The sequence below is a fragment of the Providencia sp. PROV261 genome (assembly GCF_028477945.1).
Lineage (GTDB): Bacteria > Pseudomonadota > Gammaproteobacteria > Enterobacterales > Enterobacteriaceae > Providencia > Providencia stuartii.
Map to the genome: position 1 here is coordinate 186,036 of NZ_JAMPMC010000014.1, position 20,832 is coordinate 206,867.

Annotated in this window: 19 protein-coding genes, 1 tRNA gene and 1 other RNA gene; 15 read left to right on the forward strand and 6 right to left on the reverse strand. The window is 40.0% G+C overall.

The window, feature by feature from the left end:
* The first annotated feature begins 77 nt into the window (after positions 1 to 77).
* The 4 genes from PR675_RS10460 to amtB all read left to right on the forward strand — a co-directional run bounded on the left by PR675_RS10460 (position 78) and on the right by amtB (position 5,430).
* Positions 78 to 1,823, forward strand: a complete 1,746-nt coding sequence (locus tag PR675_RS10460; protein ID WP_060560971.1) for a SmdA family multidrug ABC transporter permease/ATP-binding protein — start codon at positions 78 to 80, stop codon at positions 1,821 to 1,823.
* Positions 1,820 to 3,604: a SmdB family multidrug efflux ABC transporter permease/ATP-binding protein gene (locus PR675_RS10465; protein ID WP_004927051.1), complete on the forward strand. Its 1,785-nt coding sequence runs from the start codon at positions 1,820 to 1,822 to the stop codon at positions 3,602 to 3,604. Before PR675_RS10460 ends, PR675_RS10465 begins: the two co-directional genes overlap by 4 nt.
* Before the next feature lie 193 nt (positions 3,605 to 3,797).
* Positions 3,798 to 4,136 carry a P-II family nitrogen regulator gene (locus tag PR675_RS10470; RefSeq protein WP_004927053.1) on the forward strand — a complete coding sequence of 113 codons (339 nt, stop codon included), beginning with the start codon at positions 3,798 to 3,800 and terminating at the stop codon, positions 4,134 to 4,136.
* A gap of 10 nt (positions 4,137 to 4,146) precedes the next feature.
* Positions 4,147 to 5,430, forward strand: a complete 1,284-nt coding sequence (amtB, locus tag PR675_RS10475) for an ammonium transporter AmtB (protein WP_014656764.1) — start codon at positions 4,147 to 4,149, stop codon at positions 5,428 to 5,430.
* Between the two features lie 236 nt (positions 5,431 to 5,666).
* On the opposite strand, the gene tesB is transcribed toward amtB, so the two are convergent.
* Positions 5,667 to 6,533 (reverse strand): acyl-CoA thioesterase II, encoded by an 867-nt coding sequence (gene tesB, locus PR675_RS10480; protein WP_004927058.1) that lies wholly within the window; start codon positions 6,531 to 6,533, stop codon positions 5,667 to 5,669.
* A gap of 322 nt (positions 6,534 to 6,855) precedes the next feature.
* Between tesB and PR675_RS10485 the strand changes: the two genes are divergently transcribed.
* Together PR675_RS10485 and ffs are read left to right on the forward strand one after the other, a co-directional pair.
* Entirely contained in the window at positions 6,856 to 7,314 is a 459-nt protein-coding gene (locus PR675_RS10485) for a YbaY family lipoprotein (RefSeq protein WP_004927062.1), read from the forward strand.
* Positions 7,315 to 7,446: 132 nt separating this feature from the next.
* Positions 7,447 to 7,543: signal recognition particle sRNA small type (gene ffs, locus PR675_RS10490), an RNA gene on the forward strand.
* A 376-nt stretch (positions 7,544 to 7,919) separates the two neighbouring features.
* Here the strand turns inward: ffs and PR675_RS10495 are convergent.
* The 4 genes from PR675_RS10495 to gloB all read right to left on the reverse strand — a co-directional run bounded on the left by PR675_RS10495 (position 7,920) and on the right by gloB (position 11,310).
* The gene (locus tag PR675_RS10495; protein ID WP_004927064.1) at positions 7,920 to 8,123 is read right to left on the reverse strand and encodes an HHA domain-containing protein; all 204 of its coding nucleotides are present in this window, start codon (positions 8,121 to 8,123) and stop codon (positions 7,920 to 7,922) included.
* Between the two features lie 79 nt (positions 8,124 to 8,202).
* Positions 8,203 to 8,571: an Hha toxicity modulator TomB gene (tomB, locus tag PR675_RS10500; protein ID WP_004927067.1), complete on the reverse strand. Its 369-nt coding sequence runs from the start codon at positions 8,569 to 8,571 to the stop codon at positions 8,203 to 8,205.
* 567 nt (positions 8,572 to 9,138) lie between these two features.
* Complete coding sequence (gene mltD, locus PR675_RS10505; RefSeq protein WP_004927077.1) at positions 9,139 to 10,476, reverse strand: murein transglycosylase D; 1,338 nt, start codon at positions 10,474 to 10,476, stop codon at positions 9,139 to 9,141.
* 78 nt (positions 10,477 to 10,554) lie between these two features.
* Positions 10,555 to 11,310, reverse strand: a complete 756-nt coding sequence (gene gloB / locus PR675_RS10510; RefSeq protein WP_060560972.1) for a hydroxyacylglutathione hydrolase — start codon at positions 11,308 to 11,310, stop codon at positions 10,555 to 10,557.
* Between the two features lie 33 nt (positions 11,311 to 11,343).
* On the opposite strand from gloB, the gene PR675_RS10515 reads away from it, so the two are divergent.
* Positions 11,344 to 12,069: a class I SAM-dependent methyltransferase gene (locus PR675_RS10515; RefSeq protein WP_053110025.1), complete on the forward strand. Its 726-nt coding sequence runs from the start codon at positions 11,344 to 11,346 to the stop codon at positions 12,067 to 12,069.
* A gap of 78 nt (positions 12,070 to 12,147) precedes the next feature.
* Here the strand turns inward: PR675_RS10515 and rnhA are convergent, their stop codons facing one another.
* Complete coding sequence (gene rnhA / locus PR675_RS10520; protein WP_014656762.1) at positions 12,148 to 12,618, reverse strand: ribonuclease HI; 471 nt, start codon at positions 12,616 to 12,618, stop codon at positions 12,148 to 12,150.
* Between the two features lie 54 nt (positions 12,619 to 12,672).
* Here rnhA and dnaQ point away from each other — a divergent pair, with 54 nt between their 5' ends.
* The 8 genes from dnaQ (at position 12,673) to PR675_RS10560 (ending at position 20,825) form a co-directional block, all read left to right on the forward strand.
* Entirely contained in the window at positions 12,673 to 13,434 is a 762-nt protein-coding gene (dnaQ, locus tag PR675_RS10525) for a DNA polymerase III subunit epsilon (RefSeq protein WP_004927092.1), read from the forward strand.
* A 114-nt stretch (positions 13,435 to 13,548) separates the two neighbouring features.
* A tRNA-Asp gene (locus PR675_RS10530) sits at positions 13,549 to 13,625 on the forward strand.
* Positions 13,626 to 15,014: 1,389 nt separating this feature from the next.
* Positions 15,015 to 15,410 (forward strand): helix-turn-helix domain-containing protein, encoded by a 396-nt coding sequence (locus tag PR675_RS10535; protein WP_004927213.1) that lies wholly within the window; start codon positions 15,015 to 15,017, stop codon positions 15,408 to 15,410.
* Between the two features lie 152 nt (positions 15,411 to 15,562).
* Positions 15,563 to 16,123: a fimbrial protein gene (locus PR675_RS10540; RefSeq protein WP_004927218.1), complete on the forward strand. Its 561-nt coding sequence runs from the start codon at positions 15,563 to 15,565 to the stop codon at positions 16,121 to 16,123.
* 74 nt (positions 16,124 to 16,197) lie between these two features.
* The gene (locus tag PR675_RS10545; RefSeq protein WP_060560635.1) at positions 16,198 to 16,722 is read left to right on the forward strand and encodes a fimbrial protein; all 525 of its coding nucleotides are present in this window, start codon (positions 16,198 to 16,200) and stop codon (positions 16,720 to 16,722) included.
* Between the two features lie 67 nt (positions 16,723 to 16,789).
* Positions 16,790 to 19,324, forward strand: coding sequence for an outer membrane usher protein (locus PR675_RS10550; protein ID WP_060560634.1), 2,535 nt, complete (start codon positions 16,790 to 16,792; stop codon positions 19,322 to 19,324).
* A gap of 78 nt (positions 19,325 to 19,402) precedes the next feature.
* On the forward strand, positions 19,403 to 20,152 hold the full coding sequence (locus PR675_RS10555; protein ID WP_060560633.1) for a fimbria/pilus periplasmic chaperone: 750 nt from the start codon (positions 19,403 to 19,405) through the stop codon (positions 20,150 to 20,152).
* Complete coding sequence (locus PR675_RS10560) at positions 20,136 to 20,825, forward strand: fimbrial protein (RefSeq protein WP_432694565.1); 690 nt, start codon at positions 20,136 to 20,138, stop codon at positions 20,823 to 20,825. Before PR675_RS10555 ends, PR675_RS10560 begins: the two co-directional genes overlap by 17 nt.
* Positions 20,826 to 20,832 lie beyond the last annotated feature (7 nt).

The window sequence follows — 20,832 nt, forward strand, 5'->3', positions numbered from 1 at the left end:
TGCTTTTCTCAATTGTTTTGCATCGTTAGGATGCCACATAATGGCAAATATTAAATCTTATTCAAGGCAGTAACTCAGTGCGATTATTTTCACAATTAAGCTGGTATTTTCTTAGTGAATGGCGGCGCTATGTTGGCGCGGTTTGCTTTCTCATTATTATTGCTATTTTACAGCTTGTTCCTCCACGGCTTGTGGGCGTTGTTGTTGATGGTATTAGCAACCAGACGATGGCTACGAGCCAGCTAGTATCTTATGTCGCCTTGATGTTATTTATCGCTGTCGTTGTGTATGGGCTGCGCTATGTGTGGCGGATTTGGTTATTCGGAGCATCCTATAAGTTAGCCGTACAATTGCGACAAAAATTCTATCGCCAATTAAGCCTACAAAATCAGTCTTTCTATCTACGCTATCGAACGGGGGATTTAATAGCGCGTACAACCAATGATGTTGACCGCGTTGTTTTTGCAGCGGGGGAAGGGGTACTGACGTTTGTTGATTCCTTAGTCATGGGATGTGCGGTATTGATCATGATGAGCGTGGAGATCAGTTGGCAGTTAACGTTATTAGCATTAATTCCTATGCCAATTATGGCACTAGTTATTAAACGCTATGGCGACCAATTACATCATCGTTTCAAACATGCCCAAGGCGCATTTTCATCCCTAAATAATCATGCTCAAGAGAGTTTAACCAGTATTCGCATGATTAAAGCTTTTGGTCTTGAAGATCACCAATCAAACCAATTTGAGCAGGTTGCGACAGAAGCAGGGCGGCGTAATATGCATGTTGCCAGAGTTGATGCACGCTTTGACCCAACCATTTTTATCGCTATCGGTATGGCTAACTTGCTTGCTATTGGCGGTGGCAGTTGGATGGTATTACAAGGAACATTGACGCTCGGTGAACTGACTAGCTTTGTGATGTACTTGGGGCTAATGATTTGGCCTATGCTGGCATTGGCATGGATGTTTAATATCGTAGAGCGTGGTAGTGCTGCATATATTCGTATCCGAAGTTTACTTGATGAGCCGCTCGATATTGAAGATGGGCATCAATCACTGGGTGCTGAAAAAGGGGCATTGAGCGCGAGAATTAAAACGTTTAGCTACCCTGAAACAGATAGAGTCGCACTCCACGACATTCAATTTGACCTCAAACCGGGGCAATTTTTAGGACTATGTGGCCCGACAGGTTCAGGGAAATCAACACTTATTACGCTGATCCAACGCCAATTCGATGTTACTGAAGGCGCGATTTCTTATCAGGGGAAACCGTTACCTGAGATTCGGTTAGATGAGTGGCGAGGTCGTTTAGCCGTTGTTAACCAATCACCTTTTTTATTCTCTGATACGATTGCAGGGAATATCGCATTAGGCAACCCACAAGCCACAGTAGAGCAGATTGAGGAAGCTGCGCGTATTGCTTGCGTACATGATGATATTTTGAGGTTACCTGAAGGCTACCAAACCCAAGTGGGTGAGCGTGGCGTAATGTTGTCTGGTGGGCAAAAACAGCGAATTTCTATTGCGCGCGCTATTTTGCAAAATGCCGAAATTTTAATTTTAGATGATGCGTTATCGGCGGTGGATGGGCAGACTGAATTTACTATTTTACAAAATTTAAGTCGCTGGCGAGAGGGTAAAACATTAATCATTAGTGCACACCGCCTATCTGCGTTAGTCGACGCTGATAATATTCTCGTGTTATCCCAAGGAAGCATTGCGGCGGAAGGTATTCACTCAACGTTATCAGTCCAACCTGGATGGTATAAAGATATGTACCATTATCAACAAATCGAAGCCACTTTGGATGGTGATTTATGAGTCAGAAAAAACCATTGTGGCCAGCGTTAAAACGCTTACTTAGCTATGGCAAAGTTCACCGCGGTACAATGTCGGTTGCCATTGTTATGCTATGGGTCGCTGCTGCGGCTGAAGTCAGTGGGCCTTTGCTGATTAGTTATTTTATTGACAACATGGTGGCTAAGAAACAGATCATCATGCCGTTAACCTTATATTTAGCGGTTGGTTTTGTGTTATTACAGATTGCTGCTGCACTCTTACATTATTATCAAACGATCTTATTTAACAAAGCGGCTGTTGGCGTGGTTCAGGCTTTACGTACCGACGTAATGAACTCAGCATTAAGACAACCATTAAGTGCGTTTGATAAACAACCTGTAGGTCAAATCATTTCCCGTGTTACTAATGATACCGAAGTTATTAAAGACCTATTTGTGATGGTTGTGCCGACAGTCTTCCGTAGTTTAGCGCTAATTTGTGCGATGCTTATCGCGATGTTTACCCTTGAATGGCGCATGGCTTTAGTGGCAGTCATGATTTTTCCAGCCGTGATGGTGGTGATGCTCGTGTATCAACGGCTAAGTACTCCGATTGTGCGCCGCGTTCGTTCTTATCTTGCTGAAATAAATAATGGCTTTAATGAAGTGATCAATGGCATGACAGTGATCCAGCAATTTCGCCAACAAGCTCGGTTTGGCGAGAAAATGTTAGAGGCTAGTCAAGATCACTACCTTGCACGCATGAAGGCATTAAAACTGGATGGGTTATTACTTCGACCTCTGCTTAGCTTGATCTCGGCATCGGTGCTTTGTGGGTTACTGTTATTGTTTGGATTTGATGGTACGAGCACAATTGGTGTTGGGGTTTTATATGCTTTTATCAACTATCTTGGACGTTTAAATGAGCCTCTCATCGAATTGACCTCTCAACAATCTATGTTGCAACAAGCGGTCGTTTCAGGTGAGCGAGTGTTTGAATTAATGGATAGTCCGAAACAAGCTTATGGCAATAATATACAGCCATTACAAAGTGGTGCTATTGATATTCAGGGGTTATCTTTTGCGTATCGTGATGACAAAAAAGTGTTAACGGATATCAATCTTCATATTCCTGAAAATAGCTTTGTTGCTTTAGTTGGTCACACGGGAAGTGGGAAAAGTACCATCGCAAACCTGATTATGGGCTATTACCCTTGGCAGCAAGGGGAGATCCTACTTGATGGACGTTCCTTACACACACTTTCACATCAAGTTTTACGTAATGGGATCGCGATGGTGCAACAGGATCCTGTCGTTCTAGCGGCATCTTTCTTTGATAATGTCGCGTTAGGGCGTGAGATAACCCAAGAAAAAGTTTGGCAGGTTCTCGATGTTGTACAGTTAGCTGAGCATGTCCGATCACTGCCAGAAGGATTAGATTCGCTACTAGGAGAACAGGGGAATACGCTTTCTGTCGGGCAAAGGCAACTACTCGCGATGGCTCGGGTCTTAGTTGCAACACCCAAAATATTAATTCTGGATGAGGCGACAGCCAATATCGATTCAGGTACAGAACAGGCTATTCAAAAAGCACTGCGTATAATCCGCCAAACGACTACACTTGTGGTTATTGCACACCGATTATCCACAATTGTCGATGCCGATCAGGTTGTTGTGCTTCATCGTGGTGCAATTGTTGAAAAAGGTAGTCATACACAGCTACTGCAACAAAAAGGGCGTTATTATCAAATGTATCAGCTTCAACAGGTCGGTGAATCGTTGAATTTGCATGATGATATGGAGCCTGAAGCGTTATTGAATTAGCCTGTTTGCACATTTTTAACGCATCGTCAAAAGGCCACTCGGATGAGTGGCCTTTTCTTTTGCGATGACTATTTGAATTATAAGCATAATTAATTTTGGCATGCTATTTGCTGTTAGTGTAGTTGCAGCCAATGATGATGTTGTCGTACGTCTTTAGCTGGATAGGTAGGGGATCATATTATCCGGAGGGAAAATGAAATATATCATCGCAATTATTAAGCCTTTTAAGTTAGATGAGGTCAGAGAGGCTCTTTCAGATATAGGGATACAAGGCCTTACGATGACTGAAGTGCGTGGTTTTGGGCGGCAAAAAGGACATTCTGAATTATATCGTGGTGCAGAATATACCGTCGACTTCTTACCAAAAGTGCGTCTAGAAATTGCTGTTTCCGATGAATTTGCCGATCTCGTTATTGAGTCAATAGAAAAAGCAGCCAATACAGGGCAAGTAGGTGATGGGAAAATATTTGTATTAGAGCTTGAGCAAGCCATACGTATCCGTACTGGCGAGAAACAAGATGAAGCACTATAGGAGAGTAGCGATGAGTAAACTGTTTCAACGTTTGTGTTGGCTATTTATAGCAAGTTTTCCTGCAAGAGTGTTTGCATCTGATGACGGTGTCGATAAAGCAGATAACGCATTTATGATGGTTTGCACTGCATTAGTCCTATTCATGATCGTTCCGGGTATTGCTTTATTTTATGGCGGGTTACTGAGAAGCAAAAATGTCCTCGCACTGATGGCGCAAACTATGGTTATTTTTGCACTTGTTTCAGTGATTTGGGTCATCTATGGTTACAGTATTTCATTTAGTGAGGGTAATAGCTTTTTTGGGGGATTAAGCCAATTTATGCTCAAGGGTATCAATATTGACAGCTTATCTGCCACCATCCCTCAATTTATTCATGTCGCATTCCAAGGTGCTTTCGCTTGTTTGACGGTTGCGCTGGTGGTTGGTGCGTTAGGCGAACGAGTTAAATTTTCTGCAATACTGATATTTACTGTCATTTGGACAACCTTTGCTTATTTGCCTATTGCTCATATGGTGTGGGGAGGAGGACTCCTTGCCCAAGATGGTGCTTTGGACTTTGCTGGAGGCACTGTCGTTCATATTAATGCCGCTGTTGCTGGGCTTGTTGGTGCTTACTTACTTGGAAAGCGAACAGGGTTGGGTAAAGAAGTCATAAAGCCTCACAACTTGCCGATGGTGTTTATGGGTACCGCAATCTTATTTATCGGTTGGTTTGGTTTTAATGCGGGGTCAGCGGGAAGTGCGAATTCCGTCGCGGCCTTGGCATTTATTAATACGGTGGTAGCGGCATCCGGAGCAATACTTTCATGGGTACTTGCTGAATGGATATTTAGGGATAAGCCCTCATTGTTAGGTGCCTGCTCAGGGTGCTTAGCGGGGTTGGTTGGTGTTACACCCGCAGCAGGAACGGTTGGAGTTGCAGGAGCATTAATTATCGGCCTACTTTCAGGTATTGCTGGGTTATGGGGGGTTGTGGTTTTAAAACGTTGGTTAAAAGTTGATGATGTTTGTGATGTCTTTGGTGTTCATGGTGTTTGCGGGGTGGTTGGGTGTTTACTCACGGGTGTGTTTACTTCGGCGGCTCTCGGGGGGATGGGGTATGCAGAAGGTATAACAATGATAAAACAAGTTGGCATTCAGGCATTTAGCATACTTATTTGTGTTGTTTGGACCTCAATTGTTGCCTACCTTGCATTTTTAATCGCAGATAAGACAACAGGCTTACGTGTTGATGTTGAACAGGAGCGAGAAGGGCTTGATATCACTTATCATGGAGAGAGTGCCTATAATTGATCGAAGCCAAAAAGTGAGTTGGTACTAACATACAAGGAAGTTTATCAAACTAAAGCTGTTCAACACCTACATCTCAATATCTTGATAAACATAATGATAGATGAGTGCGGTTACAATATCCCAAACTAAAGCGAAAATAGTGAATGACCCCCAATAATTGGATAAGCCATTACTGGGGGCGTTTTTTAACTCACAAAATAGTTAGTGAGTACTCGCACTAATTAGCTATAGTTGACTTAGCGAGGCCTTCTTTTACGGATCACCCCTTCTTGAACCGCTGTTGCCACTAAGACCCCTTGTCGGTCATAAATTTGCCCTTTAACAAAGCCTCGTCCTCCAGAAGCGGAAGGGCTTTCAATGGCATAGAGTAACCAATCATCAATTTTAAATGGTCGGTGATACCACATTGAGTGATCGATTGTTGCGACTTGCAAATCTCTCTCCATAAACCCACGGCCATGTGGCTGTAGGGTTGCAGGTAAAAAATTATAGTCAGACGCATAGCCTAATAAGTAGTTGTGTAATGAGGGAATATCAGGCAATTGGCCTTTGGCTTTAAACCAAATATAACGAAAAGGCTCTTGCGGTGGGTTATTAAATGGGCTGTAAAATTGAATAGGCCGAAACTCAAAAGGATTTGGGCGCAAAGCATACTTTTTGACCGACTCGGGTAATTGGGTTGCCAAACGTTGAATGATTTCATCCTGTGATGCCAGTGTCTCTGGTAAAGGAACATCTGGCATGAGGTTCTGGTGATTAAACCCCTCTTCTTGTGCTTGGAAAGAGGCCGTCATAAAAAAGATGGGCTTGCCATGTTGTATTGCGCTGATGCGTCGTGTACTAAAGCTGCCACCATCTCTTAATATTTCGACATCATAGACAATAGGGCGTTGGCTATCACCAGGGCGCAAGAAATAGCTATGGAATGAATTTATTACGCGACCTTCGGGGATAGTCTGTTCCGCTGCGTACATGGCTTGACCAACAACTTGCCCCCCAAATACTTGAGGTAATCCAAGATCTTCACTTTGACCTCGATAAATACCCTCTTCGATTTTTTCCAGCTCCAATAGGCTGATTAAATTTTGCAATTCTGGGCTCATAGCAACCTTGAAAGTTGATTAATATTTATCAGATGCGGGTATTTTCCCATTAATACATAAAAATAGGTAGAGCGTTTTTTGTCTTATCGCTTTTATATATCAATAGCAGAAAGCATGGCTGGCTATGATTTTAAATAGGCGATGACTACCGTTTAGGCCGCTATGTTCAACAGTTGATTACATTTTGATGTTGTTTGTTACATTTTGAAAGAATATTTTGTTGGTGAGTATTTTTTAGCTATAATCAATTCGCCTTCAGTAAAAATCACACTCTGATTAGTATAAAAATACTTAACAACAAATTGTTTTTTGGACATTTATTATGAAACTACACCTATGCATAATTGGCTTTGTTCTGCCTGCTTTTTTGGTCGGTTGTGAAGGTAATAATAATAATGTAAAAGAGACGAAGGTTAACAATCACAGCCATAATGCAAAGCAGCATTTAGACACTGACGTCATTAGAGGGCAAGTTGTCATTCCGCAGCAGGTCAAATTGCCTCAGAATGCCGTGATTACAGTAACCTTAGCGGATATTTCAATCGCGGAACTACCTGCGTTGATCTTATCACAAAAATATTATGAGACTTTAGGCAAACAGTCTCCTTTTCCTTTTGAATTAAGCTATCAAAAGAATGAAGTACGCCCAGATGCCCATCTTGCGATGAGAGCGACAGTATCTGTTGATGGTAATATCTTGCTGATTTCCAAAGTAGAAAATCTCTCTACTAGTGATGATACGAGCAAAGAAATTAGGTTAGTTATTGAACCCACCAGTTGATTATTTTTTAATAAATATCATTAATTACGTATTTTGTGCAAGAAATCAGCACTTGGCAGTAGTTTTCTTGCTATTTTAGTTGTCATCAAGCATAATGCCTCCTGCTTTTTAGGAAGCAATCTATGGGGGCTCTGTTGGTTCTCCCGCAACACTAACTTGTTAATTTGGTCAGGTCTGGAAAGAAGCAGCCACAGCAGGAGATGTGTGTGCCGGGATGTCGCTGGCAGGGCCCCCACCCAATTATGAGTTAAGTAACCTATCTGTTTATTTCCCCCCTCTTTCATCTTATAACTTAAGCTAATATTCATTGGCAGATAAAATAGCAAAATCGTAAATTTGAAATGAGTATTATTAATTTTAATGCTATTTTTATAAGATAAAGCGACGATTATTTGTAAGGTTTTATAAATTCTTTATGAATAAGCGTAGCGCTATTGAGAAGTTGTCTAATTATGAATATCCAAAGCTTAATTGGATAAAATACGAGCACGATGGATACATTGTTTACAATGTATAATAATAGAATGAAAGACAATATACACATTAAGCCGATAAAATGAATTATCGGCTATAACCAGTTATTATCTGTGCATATTAATAAGTAGTTACCTAACAAATTTCCAAACCGATGCAGGGATTTTGTCATAAAGTTTATTCATAGTGAGTTCTGCAAGGCGATGGTCAGCAGCTGAATAGAACAATTCTAACTCATCTTCAGAAAGCTCATACTTATTTTTCTCAATAACACGCTCAAGTGTATCGATGGTTGTGCATTTTCTTAAACGCATCAGATAATCAGTTTTGGTCATAATACCCTTTCTTTTATTGATAATTAAAAAAGCTTTATAACATGCTATGTTATAGTTTATATAGCGACGAATAATATCTTTATGTTTTGCTTGCAGGGCACTTTAAATCATCATCAAGTACGGAAACTAGATTTTGATTCATGCTCTGCCAGTCAATAATTTCACTTAGAGTTATTACAGGGCTTCCGAATAAATCATAAGTCTCATCAAGATACTCTTCAACTAATGATATAACGAGATTCTCTTTGGGATATTTTATCTTAAATTGCCACACGAAGGCTGCAATATGTTCAATGAGTTCATTAAGTCTAGCACTTTGTGGTGAACTTAAATCATTGACCCAGTGTGTATTAGTTTTCTGTAAGCTTAACATTGCTTCTCGATTCAAACTGTTACACAAGTATTTTAACTCAGATATATCATAATTTTTGGGTGAATATTCATCCATAATCACCTCCGCAGGCGAGACTAACCTTTGCTATGTGTATTTCTATATCTAAATAATCTAGTACAAACTAAATAAAACACCTTGGTTATTAACATAAGCATTTACTAATCAACGCATTAGGTTATATATACTTTGTAACAAAGTAGGTGTAATTTTTAGAATTATCAATAATTATATCAGTAATATTCAAATACGGGCTAGCAGCGCTAACAGTTTTCGCTGTGCTAATAATATAGCACTTTTATTACATAAGTCACCACCTGACCGCGGTTTTTTTTCAAAAATAAAGCAGGATAAAGGACTTATAGTGCTATTTATATCAATTAAGCGCAGTTTTAAAGGAGTTTTATATCCAATTAGAGATACTTTTCGTTTGTTTACAAAAAATAACGATGATTTTAACTTAAAAACGATATGCAAAATAATTTGAAGAGGTTTTTTTAACAAAATAGAGAAAAGATTAACGGTAATTGAATATGATACCAATATTGATAAGCATAATTAATTTTTAATACCAAATAAGTAATACCTACCGATTAATCGGTAGGTACATGACAGAGACTTATTTTATAAGTAGAGGTTCAATGTGACACCAGGTTTTAGATCTGCCATTTTGACACCTGAATTCCAACTCATTAAATCATTGAGTTTGATCCCATGCCTTTTGGCTATGCTGTAATAAGAGTCACCTTTCTTCACTCTATAAGTTTTGGTTTTACGACTATTGGCAGTAGGGGCTGAACCTTTTATCTTAAGGGTTTGGCCCGGATAGATAGTGGCCGTTTTCATTCCATTAAGCCGCTTTATCTCTTTACTTGTCGTATTGAATTTTTTGGCAATACTTGCAACCGATTCCCCTTTAGCCACTTTATAAGTGAAATTATTGGCGGGTTGGGTTGATCTCTGATGCTGATTTTTAGCCACGGCGAGACGGATATTATCTAAAACAGCTTGGTCAGAAAGTGATACTTTTAATTGCTCCGCTTTTGCTGTCGGTAACATAATATAATGTGGGCCATTAGGTGATGTTACACCACGCTTATAGCCAGAATTATAAATTTTCAGCGACTCTTCCGAAATACCTGTTAGCTCGGCAGCTTGGGTTAATGTAATTTGCTGCCCAACATCGACTTGAGTTAACGCTCTATTTCGGTTACTACGCGGTAATTTAATTTGATATTTTTCAGGTGCTCTTAATATTTGGCTAAGCGCTAATATTTTAGGCACATATTGTTTTGTTTCTTTAGGTAAAGATAACGACCAGAAATCAGTTGGCAACCCAGCTTCTTCATTCTTCTTAATCGCATTCAGTACACAGCCTTCACCGCAGTTATAAGCGGCTAAGGTTAATTCCCAATCATGTCCAAACATGATATTTAAATTTTCGAGCAAATCAAAAGCAGCCTTAGTCGATGTGACTAAGTCACGGCGCTCATCGACCCATTGATCTTGTTTTAAGCCATAAGAGCGTGCGGTGATAGGAACAATTTGCCACAATCCTGCCGCCTGTGCAGGTGAGGTTGCTTTTGGATTGAATGAACTTTCTATGATTGGAATCAGGGCCAATTCCATGGGTAAGTTACGATTATCGATTTCGTCCACGATCCAGTACATATAAGGTTCGGCCCTTAATGTGACGTCGTAGAGAAAACTTTGTTTTGTATAGTAATTACTTGCCTGTTCCCTGATGATAGCATTATCAGGTATATCCATCTTCAGCTCATCACTGATATAACCCCAAAGGTCGTTATCTACCGTTGAGATTTGTCTGCTTGCTGCCTGATTATGTGGAGCAACGGTTTCTATAGTGTGGTTTGCTGAAGACCTGTTCTGCTTGGTTTGTTGAGGCGAAGATTGGCATCCGGCCAGCAGAACAATGGCGATAATAGTCGCTATTGTCTTCATTGTGTCTTGGTTCTTTGTTGTATGTGTAAAAGTCGAACAATAATACTTATCCGACACAAAGAAGACAATAATTAAACGTTAATAATGATCTTTTAATTGACGTAGAACGGTAAAAACAGCTCTAAGTGGTGGGTTAGCTTGATTTATATTTAATTTTCTTTGCAATTGTGCATTATCACACTGTAAAAAAATATTCACTTTTCGTTCTGTTTTTAGCGTGGTAGGTACAGTTGGTTGATTTTTGTTTCGCTTAGCGGCAACCTCTTCTTGATATTGGCTAATTTGCGTGTTTTCAGGCCAAATATGGTGAGCGAATTTCAAATTAGATTGAGTATATTCATGGGCACAACAAATTAATGTGTCATCAGGGAGAGCAGCAATTTTCTGAATGGATTGATACATTTGCTCCGGTGTACCCTCAAATATCCTTCCACACCCAGCAGAAAACAGGGTATCGCCACAAAATAGATAAGGAGCTTGATAAAAAGCAATATGACCAAGGGTATGTCCAGGTAAGCCAATAACATCAAAATTAAAATCGTTAATTTTGACACGATCACCTTGCTCAACGATTTGTGTTGCTCCTTTAACTTGAGTCTCTTGAGGCCCAAAAACAGGTAGGTTACTGAAGTTTTTCAGAATACCTTTTACACCACCAGTATGGTCATTGTGATGATGGGTCAGTAAGATAGCCGTTGGGGTAAGCTTTTTTTGCGCCAATATTTCGAGGACTGGCTCTGACTCCGCGGGGTCAACAATGATACACTGTTGGTTATTATCAGACAGAATCCAAATATAGTTATCATTTAAAGCAGGGACTCGTATTAACTCCATAATGACCTCTCTATTTTGATTAAGGGGAATTTGATGAAGCCAGCGCGTATTGAAAAAAAGTTCCAGATGCCTGTGAGTTGGTCTGATATTCCTTTTGGGGAACACTATCGCCAAGCGTTGCAATATCAGCTTCGCCCTTGGTGGCCAAAAATATTTGGCTTTCATTTGCTTAAGCTTGGGCACCTCAGTACTGAGGTCGATACCGAAGAGTGTATGGTATCGCATCAGTTTTGTTTGGGGAATGGTGACCCTCGTTTTCAAGTTATCGCTGAACCACAAGCGCTTCCCTTTACGGCCAAATCAATCGACGCATGCTTAATTTCACACATGTTGGCATATAGCCATGACCCCCATTGGGTATTGCGTGAAGTTGACCGTGTGCTCGTTGATGATGGCTGGCTAATTATTTCTGGCTTTAACCCATTTAGCTTATTAGGGATCGGTAAAATGGTGCCGTTCCTTCGTAAACAGCAACCTTATTGTAGCCGTCTTTTTCCTACGTTAAGGGTATTTGATTGGCTTAGTGTATTGAATTATGAAGTACTTTACCATCGCAATTGTCAGGTGTTTCCATGGCATGGCCCTGAAAATTGGTTAAATCAGCGCATAAAAGGGGTAGGTACTTTAAATGTGATTGTTGCGAGAAAGCGAACTTACCCTCTAACTCCGACATTGCTCAAATTTAAACAACCGAAAGTTAAAATAGGCACTGCACTGGGGGCAACAAAGCGTATTTCTGATAGCACCAAAAAATTATAAATTTCAGCGATAAACACGCGATATGAATTAAGGCCTACACTGTGTGGGCAAATGTAGGCAAGTTGGGATTGAACCCGTTTAATCTTGTGTAGGTTGGTAACCTGTATCTTCTTTTGTTGGTGATTCAGCCGCTTGGCGTGCGAGTTCATCACATTTTTCATTTTCCGGATGGCCTGCATGGCCTTTTACCCAACGCCAATCAATTTTATGGCGAGCGATAGCCGCATCTAAGCGTTTCCAGAGGTCAACATTCACTACCGGAGACTTATCTGCTTTACGCCACTGACGACGCTTCCAATTGTGGATCCATTGTGTGATCCCTTGGCGAACATATTGGCTATCGGTGGTTAAAATAATATCACATGGTCGTTTTAACGATTCAAGGGCAACAATAGCAGCAAGTAGCTCCATACGGTTATTGGTTGTCATAAAAAAACCTTCATTGAGTGTCTTTTCATGCTGTTGGTAACGAAGAAGAATGCCATAACCACCTGGACCTGGATTACCCAGACAGGAACCATCAGTGAAAATTTCTACCTGCTTTGTCATTTCTGTTAAACTCTACCTTATTCATCAATCTCTAGTTTGACACAAAAATCCATTATGAGCACGGCGATAACCAGACAAATTGTCCTCGATACTGAAACTACAGGTATGAACAAACTGGGCGTTCATTATGAAGGCCATAACATTATTGAAATTGGAGCCGTCGAGGTTATCAATCGTAGGCTGACGGGGCGCAATTTTCACGTCTATATAAAACCTGATCGTCTCGTGGACCCTGAAGCTTTTGAGGTTCATGGTATCAGTGATGAGTTTTTACAAGATAAACCCGTGTTCGCTGATATTGCCGATGAGTTTATTGAGTTTATTCGTGGAGCAGAGCTGATTATCCATAACGCCCCCTTTGATATTGGCTTCATGGATTACGAATTTAGCAAATTGAATAAAGATATACCGCCAACGGCCGATTTTTGCCAAATAACGGATAGTTTAGTCATGGCTCGGCAAATATTTCCCGGTAAACGGAATAACTTGGATGCGTTGTGTGATCGCTATTTGATTGATAATACGAAACGAACTCTCCATGGGGCTTTGCTCGATGCCGAGATACTGGCTGATGTCTATTTAGCGATGACTGGTGGACAGACGTCTTTGGCTTTTTCAATGGAAGCAGATACTTCAAACGAAAGTTATGTTGAAGAAGTACAACGGATAGACCGTCCTGTCAGTGGGTTAAGGGTACTTTATGCGACGGATGAAGAGCTGATTGAACATGAAAAGCGGCTAGATATCGTCGATAAAAAAGGTGGTAAGCCTTGTCTCTGGCGTCAATCGCCTGAGGAAGGGGAGACGGTTCATTAGCAGTTATTCGCTTTTAAGGCTAAAAACTGTTCAAATGCACGTTTTTTCAAGAAAAAGTATTGACTGTTATTGAAAGTATTCGTAATATGCATCGCGTTCCCAAGGGGAATGTTCGGAGCGGTAGTTCAGTTGGTTAGAATACCTGCCTGTCACGCAGGGGGTCGCGGGTTCGAGTCCCGTCCGTTCCGCCAGATATCGAAGCCCTGATTCTTAGAATCAGGGCTTTTTGCATTTATGCCTTTGTTCCCTCAAATACACAAAAGAAAAATCCCTCATAAATGTAATGATAGGGGATGCTCTTGATATCCCAATCTGTGTTCATGGCTATTGCAGCGAGTCAGTAATAAAGTTTATGAAATAGAGAACGAAGTCTTGAGTTAAGACTACTATTACACGTAAGCAATTTATAAATCTAAATAAACAGATGAAAGCTAACATGACATTAATGATCGTTATTGAGGTATGACGATGAGAAAATTAGTTAGATAACTTTAACTCCCATCCTTTTGTGTGAATCATTTTGCTTCACTACCTTTTAGTATTTCCCATCCTGAATAAATGATATTGATTTAATCCTCTTTTAGTGGGCGATTAAAACACTATCGTTCAATTCATAATCTATAAATCACTTATTCATCTCTTGATGGCTTTTAATGTTACCTTTAAGTGTTTTTGAGAATAATAATGGTTTTCAATTTAAATTGGTTTTAAAATTTAAATTTTGTTTTTATCCCTTTATGATACTCATTATAAGTATATTTAAGTTCAAATAAGATAAACATAATAAGAGTATATTCATTTTTCTTGCATATTTATATTATTTAAATTAGTAGTCGTTTTCCAATATTATGAAATTAACTAAAAATTAACACGTCTTATTTTTAGTTATGCTGATTATTATTTTAAAAGTGATTATGAAATCGTGGTTAGTATTATTACCTAAATCAAAAGATAACGTTAACTTTTGAAGGAGTCTTATCTGATATTTAAAGATTGGTTATTATTTAAAATAATGCGGGCTGCTTTGTATCTATATGAAAAATAGATATTTATTTTTTTCTTGCTATTTTATAAGAGGTGTTTAATAAATTAATTAATTTATATTTTCATTAATGATTATGACTATTTATAAAATTTAAAATTTTCATCTTTATTTGCGTCATAATTAGTGTTTTTATGGTTGAAAAGTCCATTTTATATAGACCGTCTTAAAATGATTCACCCTAGAAGCCAGCAAAATAGCTAGGTTTTACGATATTCAAGTTACTCTTTAATGGTGTAAACAGGAGATCTCTGTGCTGCCAGATGGTAGGGGGGAAGTTTGATTTTACTCCAATGCTCAAGTAAATTAATAGGCATTGATTCAGTGACAATACATAATAAAACATTATTTATACCTATAGACTTAAAGTTGCATAAAACATGTTGAAGATAGATTTTTTATTCAATTTTAAAATGGAATTTTAAATGGAATGGGTTTCTATGCATATCGATTTTTATTAGTTATCTTCGTTCGATATATTTATGTAAGTGACATTTAAATAGGTAAGTGTAATTAATTTAATGCATGGAGAAAAATAGTGAGAGTAGATGCGGTACAAATGCCGAAAAATAAACTCGATGATTCAAGAACTGTTTTTACCAAAGCTATCGGGAAAGAAATACATAAATTACGCAAAGAACGTTCGATGACAGGAAAAGATCTAGCTAAGCTAGTTAATGTTTCCCAACAACAAATATCACGTTATGAATGTGGAGTTTGTAATATAACAATAGATACATTGATTGTTATTTTAAATGCATTAGATGTTTCATTAACAGATTTCTTTAATCAGGTCTTTTTACAGGTATTCGAAAAGGAAAAGAAAATCTGTGTGCAATATCATAATGTATTTAGCTCTACTGACCAATCGGAAGAATTGAAGAAACAGCTCGAAATATTTTCTCGATATGACCAAACTAACTTATGGGGTTAGTTATTTTCTATTAATTATTTATATCACCATTCTTTTTTATTTAAAGTTTTTTAAATTATTTATCTTTAAATAATTAGGAATAAACACGTCTGAAGGATTGTGAATACATTCCTATTTTTTAAGTACGATATATTTATATTGCAGAGGCAATCATGAAAAAAATTATTTTAGCAACCTTAATTTCTGGCGCAATGAGTGCATCCGCTTTTGCTGTGGATGCAGGAAAAGGCACAGTAACTTTCACGGGGTCTATCATTGAAGCACCATGCTCAATCGCTCCAGGAGATGAAAGTCAAACTATTGATTTAGGACAGGTTTCTAATGTTACCCTACAGAAAGGTGGTATGTCCGCAGCTCAGCCTTTTGAGATCCATCTCGAAGGTTGCACGTTGAACGCAGAATATAAAGATAAAGATGGCGTTACCCAAAAATATAACAATATGGTTGAAGTGAAATTTGAAGGTACAGAGTGGGTAAACAATGGTAGCAATACTGGATTAATTCAAATTACAGGTGATGCGTCTGGTGCAGGTATTGTATTGATGAATAAATCAGGTGCAAAAATCAATATCAATGATTCAACCGTTGAGCGTGCTTATACCTCAGGTAATAACATTTTGAGTTTTCAAGCTGCGCTACAAGGTATGTCAGATGCGACTGTTGTTCCGGGTAGTTTCCAAGCTGTGACCAACTTTACATTGGCCTATAACTAATCGTTATTGTCAATGAAGTATTCCCCTAAGTCACTTCGTGATTAGGGGAAATATAAAAGAGGGGGAACTCGGTTATGAAAGCTATTTTAGTCATGTTACTTGTTAGTCAATTTGCCACTTTACCGAGTGTACAAGCACAAGCTTCCACACTATGGGGAAGTGTCAACATGAATGGCAGTATTGTCGATTCTGCATGTGCTATTGATACCGGTTCTTATGAACAGGTTGTCGACATGGGAATATTACCCGTTGGAACAATACGCCAACAAGGACAAGGTCCTGTTCACCCTTTCTCTATTACGCTAATTGGTTGCACTTTAGTGCCATATACCGGTTCTGCTTGGCAAGCTTTTACGGTGACTTTTGACGGTCCTGCTTCTGGTAATTGGTTTACGGTGTCGGGAGATGCGCGTGGCGTTGCTCTGTTATTACAAGATGCAGATGGGAAGCCTATTTATCCAGGGAAGTCCACAGAGAAACAAACTATCGCACCGGGAAATACTGTACTGAATTATGGGTTAAGGCTAGTTGCCGATAAAGAGCCTTTACGTCCGGGGCAATATCAAAGCGCACTGCGTTTTAAGCTGGATTATTACTAATAATAAAAAGTCATTTTTTCTTTTTAGCTTACGTTTTTCCTGAACCTGATTTTTAGGGATGTTATTTATGTCTTCTTCACGACCTGTATTTTTTCGCCTTAGTTGCTTAGGCCTAGCCATTGTTTTTTCATTCTATGGTCTATCAACGCCATTGTGGGCAACTGAGACAATTGAATTCAATACGGATGTGCTAGATCTAGAAGATAAAAATAACATCGATCTAGAGCAGTTCTCTCGTGCGGGTTACATCATGCCGGGGACCTATTCTTTAACATTAAAGGTAAATGGCGAGCAGTTTTCAGAAGTGTCAGTGCCTTTTTATCCCCCTGAAGATGATCCACAAGGTAGCACAGCTTGTATATCGCCAGAGGTAGCGGATCAATTTGGATTGACTTCATCGGCAAAAAAAGAGTTGGCATGGTGGCATGACGGACAGTGTCTGACAGCAAGTAGTTTACCAGGGATGCAAATCCATGGTGATTTAGCTACCTCGTCATTATACGTGAGTATTCCACAAGCTTATCTCGAATTCACTGCGCCTAACTGGGATCCACCATCGCGTTGGGATGAGGGGATTGCTGCGTTGATGCTGGACTATAACATTAATGGTAATGCCAATAATTCATATAACGGTGGTCACGATAGTTATGCGTTAAATGGAAATGGTATTGCAGGGGTGAACTTAGGGGCTTGGCGCTTTCGCGCTGATTGGCAAGGCCGTTTAAATCATGCTACTGGTTCTGGTGATTCGGTTAATAAAGACTTTGACTGGAATCGGTTTTATGCCTATCGCGCATTGCCGTCACTCGCTGCTAAATTGGTATTAGGGGAGGATTACCTTGTTTCTAATATCTTTGATTCATTTCGTTTTATTGGCGCCAGTGTGCGTTCTGAATTGAATATGCTCCCGCCAAATTTGCGTGGCTATGCACCAGAAGTGACAGGCATTGCAAAAACAAATGCGACGGTAATAGTTAGCCAGCAAGGGCGAGTGTTGTATGAAACACAAGTCGCTCCGGGGCCGTTTCGTATTCAGGATTTGAGTGATGCTGTTAGTGGCAAACTCGATATCACAGTTAAAGAACAGGATGGTACAACCCAAGAATTTCAAATAGATACAGCTAGCTTGCCTTATTTAACGCGCCCAGGGCAAATACAATACAAATTAGCATTAGGCCAACCAACTAATTATCAGCGTCACAGTGAAGGGGACTCTTTTGTCACGGGTGAATTTTCGTGGGGCGTCAATAATGGCTGGTCACTATTTGGCGGTAGCCTGAATAGTAAAAATTACAATGCCGTATCGCTGGGTATTGGGCGTGATTTATTGGCATTTGGAGCTTTATCTTTCGATGTTACTCAATCTTTTGCCCGATTACCGAGTATGGGGAATTTAAACGGAGGTTCCTACCGTATTAATTACTCTAAACGTTTTGAGGCGATTGATAGCACTATTCAATTTGCAGGTTATCGCTTTTCCGAGCGTGACTTTATGTCGATGTCTGATTTCTTAAATGCACTGAAAACCGGTGAGCGTTATGGAGGGAGTAAAGAGTTATATACGATATCGCTGAATAAAAATTTCGGCGAGTTAGGAATGTCGTTATACCTCAACTATAACCACCAAACTTATTGGGATCAGCCGGATAATGATTATTACAGCATCATGCTGTCGAAATATATGGATATTGGTTCACTCAAAAATATCAGTGTTAACTTATCGGCAAACCGCAGTGTTTATAACGGTGTTAAGGATGACAGTATATATCTATCGACCTCATTCCCCTTAAGTAACGGCGCCAACGTAGGGTATTCGCTGAATAGTAGTCGCTACGATACGACAAATCGGGCGACCTATTACGACCGAATTAATGATCGAACGACATACCAGCTGAGTGTCGGGAGTAGCAAAAAAGGTGGAACGGGGAGTGCATTTATCACCCATCAAGCTGATATCGCACGTTTAACGGCTAATGTGAGTTATATGCATAACCAATATAGTGCATTTGGTCTATCAATGAGCGGTGGAATGACTTTTACCCCAGAGGGGGGCGGACTTCATCGTATTAATACATTAGGTGGAACGCGAATGTTAGTCGATACCGATGGTGTTTCGGATGTGCCGATCAAAGGGATTGGTGCACCGATTACCTCCAATATGTTTGGTAAAGCCATTGTTGGTGATGTGAGTAGTTACTACCGTAGTAAGGCTCAAATTGACTTAAATGCATTACCAGACAATGTAGAAGCACAGCAGTCGGTAGTACAAGCCACGCTCACAGAAGGCGCTGTAGGTTATCGTCATTTTGCTGTGGTATCAGGACAAAAAGCGATGACAGTACTGCGATTGCCTGATGGTAGCCACCCGCCATTCGGCGCTCAAATACAAAACAGTAAAGCGCAAAATACAGGAATTGTGGGTGATTCTGGAAGTGCTTATATCAGTGGTATTAACCCTCAGAGTGTGATGACTGTGACTTGGGGAGAAGATAAGGCTTGTCAGATCACCTTTCCTATTCAGTTAGGTTCTTTACAGGAAGCATTACTATTGCCGTGTATTCCGACAACGTTACCTGCATCAACGGTGATAGTGAAAAGATAGTTTTATGCAGCACAAGAATAGCCTAATTCACGAAAAGCATGGCTCAAGAGAGAACACAGAAATAAAAGGTAAATAACTATGCAATTAACGATTTCTTATCGTGCAACCATGGGGTTAATTGGTTTGGCATTATTTAGCAGCACAGCTTATTCCGCGGTATCAATGGATAGGACTCGGGTTATTTTTGATGGTGGACAAAAGTCAATCTCACTCAATATTTCAAATAACAACAAACAGTTACCATATTTAGCTCAAGGGTGGATTGAAAATGCGGAAGGGCAGAAGATCCAATCGCCATTGGTTGTATTACCGCCCGTACAGCGTTTAGAGCCAGGTAAATCAAGCCAAGTAAAAATTGAAGCATTACCTGCTATTAGTGCGTTACCTCAAGATCGTGAGTCTTTATTTTATTTTAATTTACGAGAAATACCGCCAAAAAGCGATAAACCAAACACATTGCAAATTGCTCTGCAAACACGAGTGAAACTGTTTTATCGACCTAAAGCGATAATACCTGAAAAAAACGGTGCGCCATGGCAAGACAAATTAACCTTAGATAAACAAGGTGAACGTTATATCGTGAAAAATCCAACCCCGTATTACGTCACGATTATTAATGCGACGACTAATGGCAAAGCATCGGATGGCAAAGATTTTACACCTGTCATGGTGCCACCGTTTGGGCAGGATGATTTAGGCATCAGCGCTAATCAATTAGGAAATAATCCCGTACTGACTTACATCAATGATTATGGTGGACGCCCTAATTTGACCTTCCGCTGTCAGGCGTCGAGCTGTCAGGTTGTTCCAAATGGTAAAAGCGAATAATTCGAGTAAGCACCCGACTGACGGTGCCCATATTGAAGGAGTACGCATGACAGACTTACAAAGAAAAAACGTTTTCCGATACGGCTTACTTCTAGCGATGTTTAGCAGCACCGTCAGTTTATCAGGCATGGCGGCTGATAATAATGGCAATCTCTATCGGCCAGTAGATAACTGGAATGTCGATGGACAGCATGGTGTGTTGTACGTGTCAGGTTCATTAACGGAAAGCCCATGTCGGCTAGCGATGACATCTAGTTACCAATCAGTCGAGATGGGGAATTTGGATACCAGTACCTTGCAGCATAATGGTAGAGGAGCACCCGTACCGTTTCAGATTGAGTTAGAGGACTGTTTAGAGACTGAGACTCGTTTAGATAATGTACAAACGGGAATGACAGCATGGAGCTCCAGTCAGCCAGCAGTCAAAATTCGTTTTTTAGCAGATAGTGTGCCATCAATGCCGGATGTCGCTCGCGTCAATGGGGTAAGAGGATTGGGGCTGGCTATCACGACGCCAAATGGTTCACTGCTATCTTTGGGGTTAGAAAGTGAGCCACAGTTATTGCCTTCAGGGCAAAGTCAGTTGACCTATTACGTGACGCCGGTGAGAACGGGGCAGCTTGTGCCGGGAGCGTATTCGGCGCTGATTGCATTTGAAATGTTGTACGAGTAGGAGTGGT

Bases quoted from the DNA above. Each gene is read 5' to 3' on its own strand.
- dnaQ (WP_004927092.1), top strand. From the start codon at position 12,673: ATGAGCACGGCGATAACCAGACAAATTGTCCTCGATACTGAAACTACA.
- PR675_RS10560 (WP_432694565.1), top strand. From the start codon at position 20,136: ATGGTAAAAGCGAATAATTCGAGTAAGCACCCGACTGACGGTGCCCAT.
- PR675_RS10555 (WP_060560633.1), top strand. From the start codon at position 19,403: ATGCAATTAACGATTTCTTATCGTGCAACCATGGGGTTAATTGGTTTG.
- tomB (WP_004927067.1), bottom strand. From the start codon at position 8,571: ATGGATGAATATTCACCCAAAAATTATGATATATCTGAGTTAAAATAC.
- PR675_RS10485 (WP_004927062.1), top strand. From the start codon at position 6,856: ATGAAACTACACCTATGCATAATTGGCTTTGTTCTGCCTGCTTTTTTG.
- PR675_RS10495 (WP_004927064.1), bottom strand. From the start codon at position 8,123: ATGACCAAAACTGATTATCTGATGCGTTTAAGAAAATGCACAACCATC.
- PR675_RS10545 (WP_060560635.1), top strand. From the start codon at position 16,198: ATGAAAGCTATTTTAGTCATGTTACTTGTTAGTCAATTTGCCACTTTA.
- rnhA (WP_014656762.1), bottom strand. From the start codon at position 12,618: ATGACAAAGCAGGTAGAAATTTTCACTGATGGTTCCTGTCTGGGTAAT.
- gloB (WP_060560972.1), bottom strand. From the start codon at position 11,310: ATGGAGTTAATACGAGTCCCTGCTTTAAATGATAACTATATTTGGATT.
- mltD (WP_004927077.1), bottom strand. From the start codon at position 10,476: ATGAAGACAATAGCGACTATTATCGCCATTGTTCTGCTGGCCGGATGC.
- PR675_RS10470 (WP_004927053.1), top strand. From the start codon at position 3,798: ATGAAATATATCATCGCAATTATTAAGCCTTTTAAGTTAGATGAGGTC.
- PR675_RS10465 (WP_004927051.1), top strand. From the start codon at position 1,820: ATGAGTCAGAAAAAACCATTGTGGCCAGCGTTAAAACGCTTACTTAGC.
- PR675_RS10515 (WP_053110025.1), top strand. From the start codon at position 11,344: ATGAAGCCAGCGCGTATTGAAAAAAAGTTCCAGATGCCTGTGAGTTGG.
- PR675_RS10550 (WP_060560634.1), top strand. From the start codon at position 16,790: ATGTCTTCTTCACGACCTGTATTTTTTCGCCTTAGTTGCTTAGGCCTA.
- tesB (WP_004927058.1), bottom strand. From the start codon at position 6,533: ATGAGCCCAGAATTGCAAAATTTAATCAGCCTATTGGAGCTGGAAAAA.
- amtB (WP_014656764.1), top strand. From the start codon at position 4,147: ATGAGTAAACTGTTTCAACGTTTGTGTTGGCTATTTATAGCAAGTTTT.
- PR675_RS10540 (WP_004927218.1), top strand. From the start codon at position 15,563: ATGAAAAAAATTATTTTAGCAACCTTAATTTCTGGCGCAATGAGTGCA.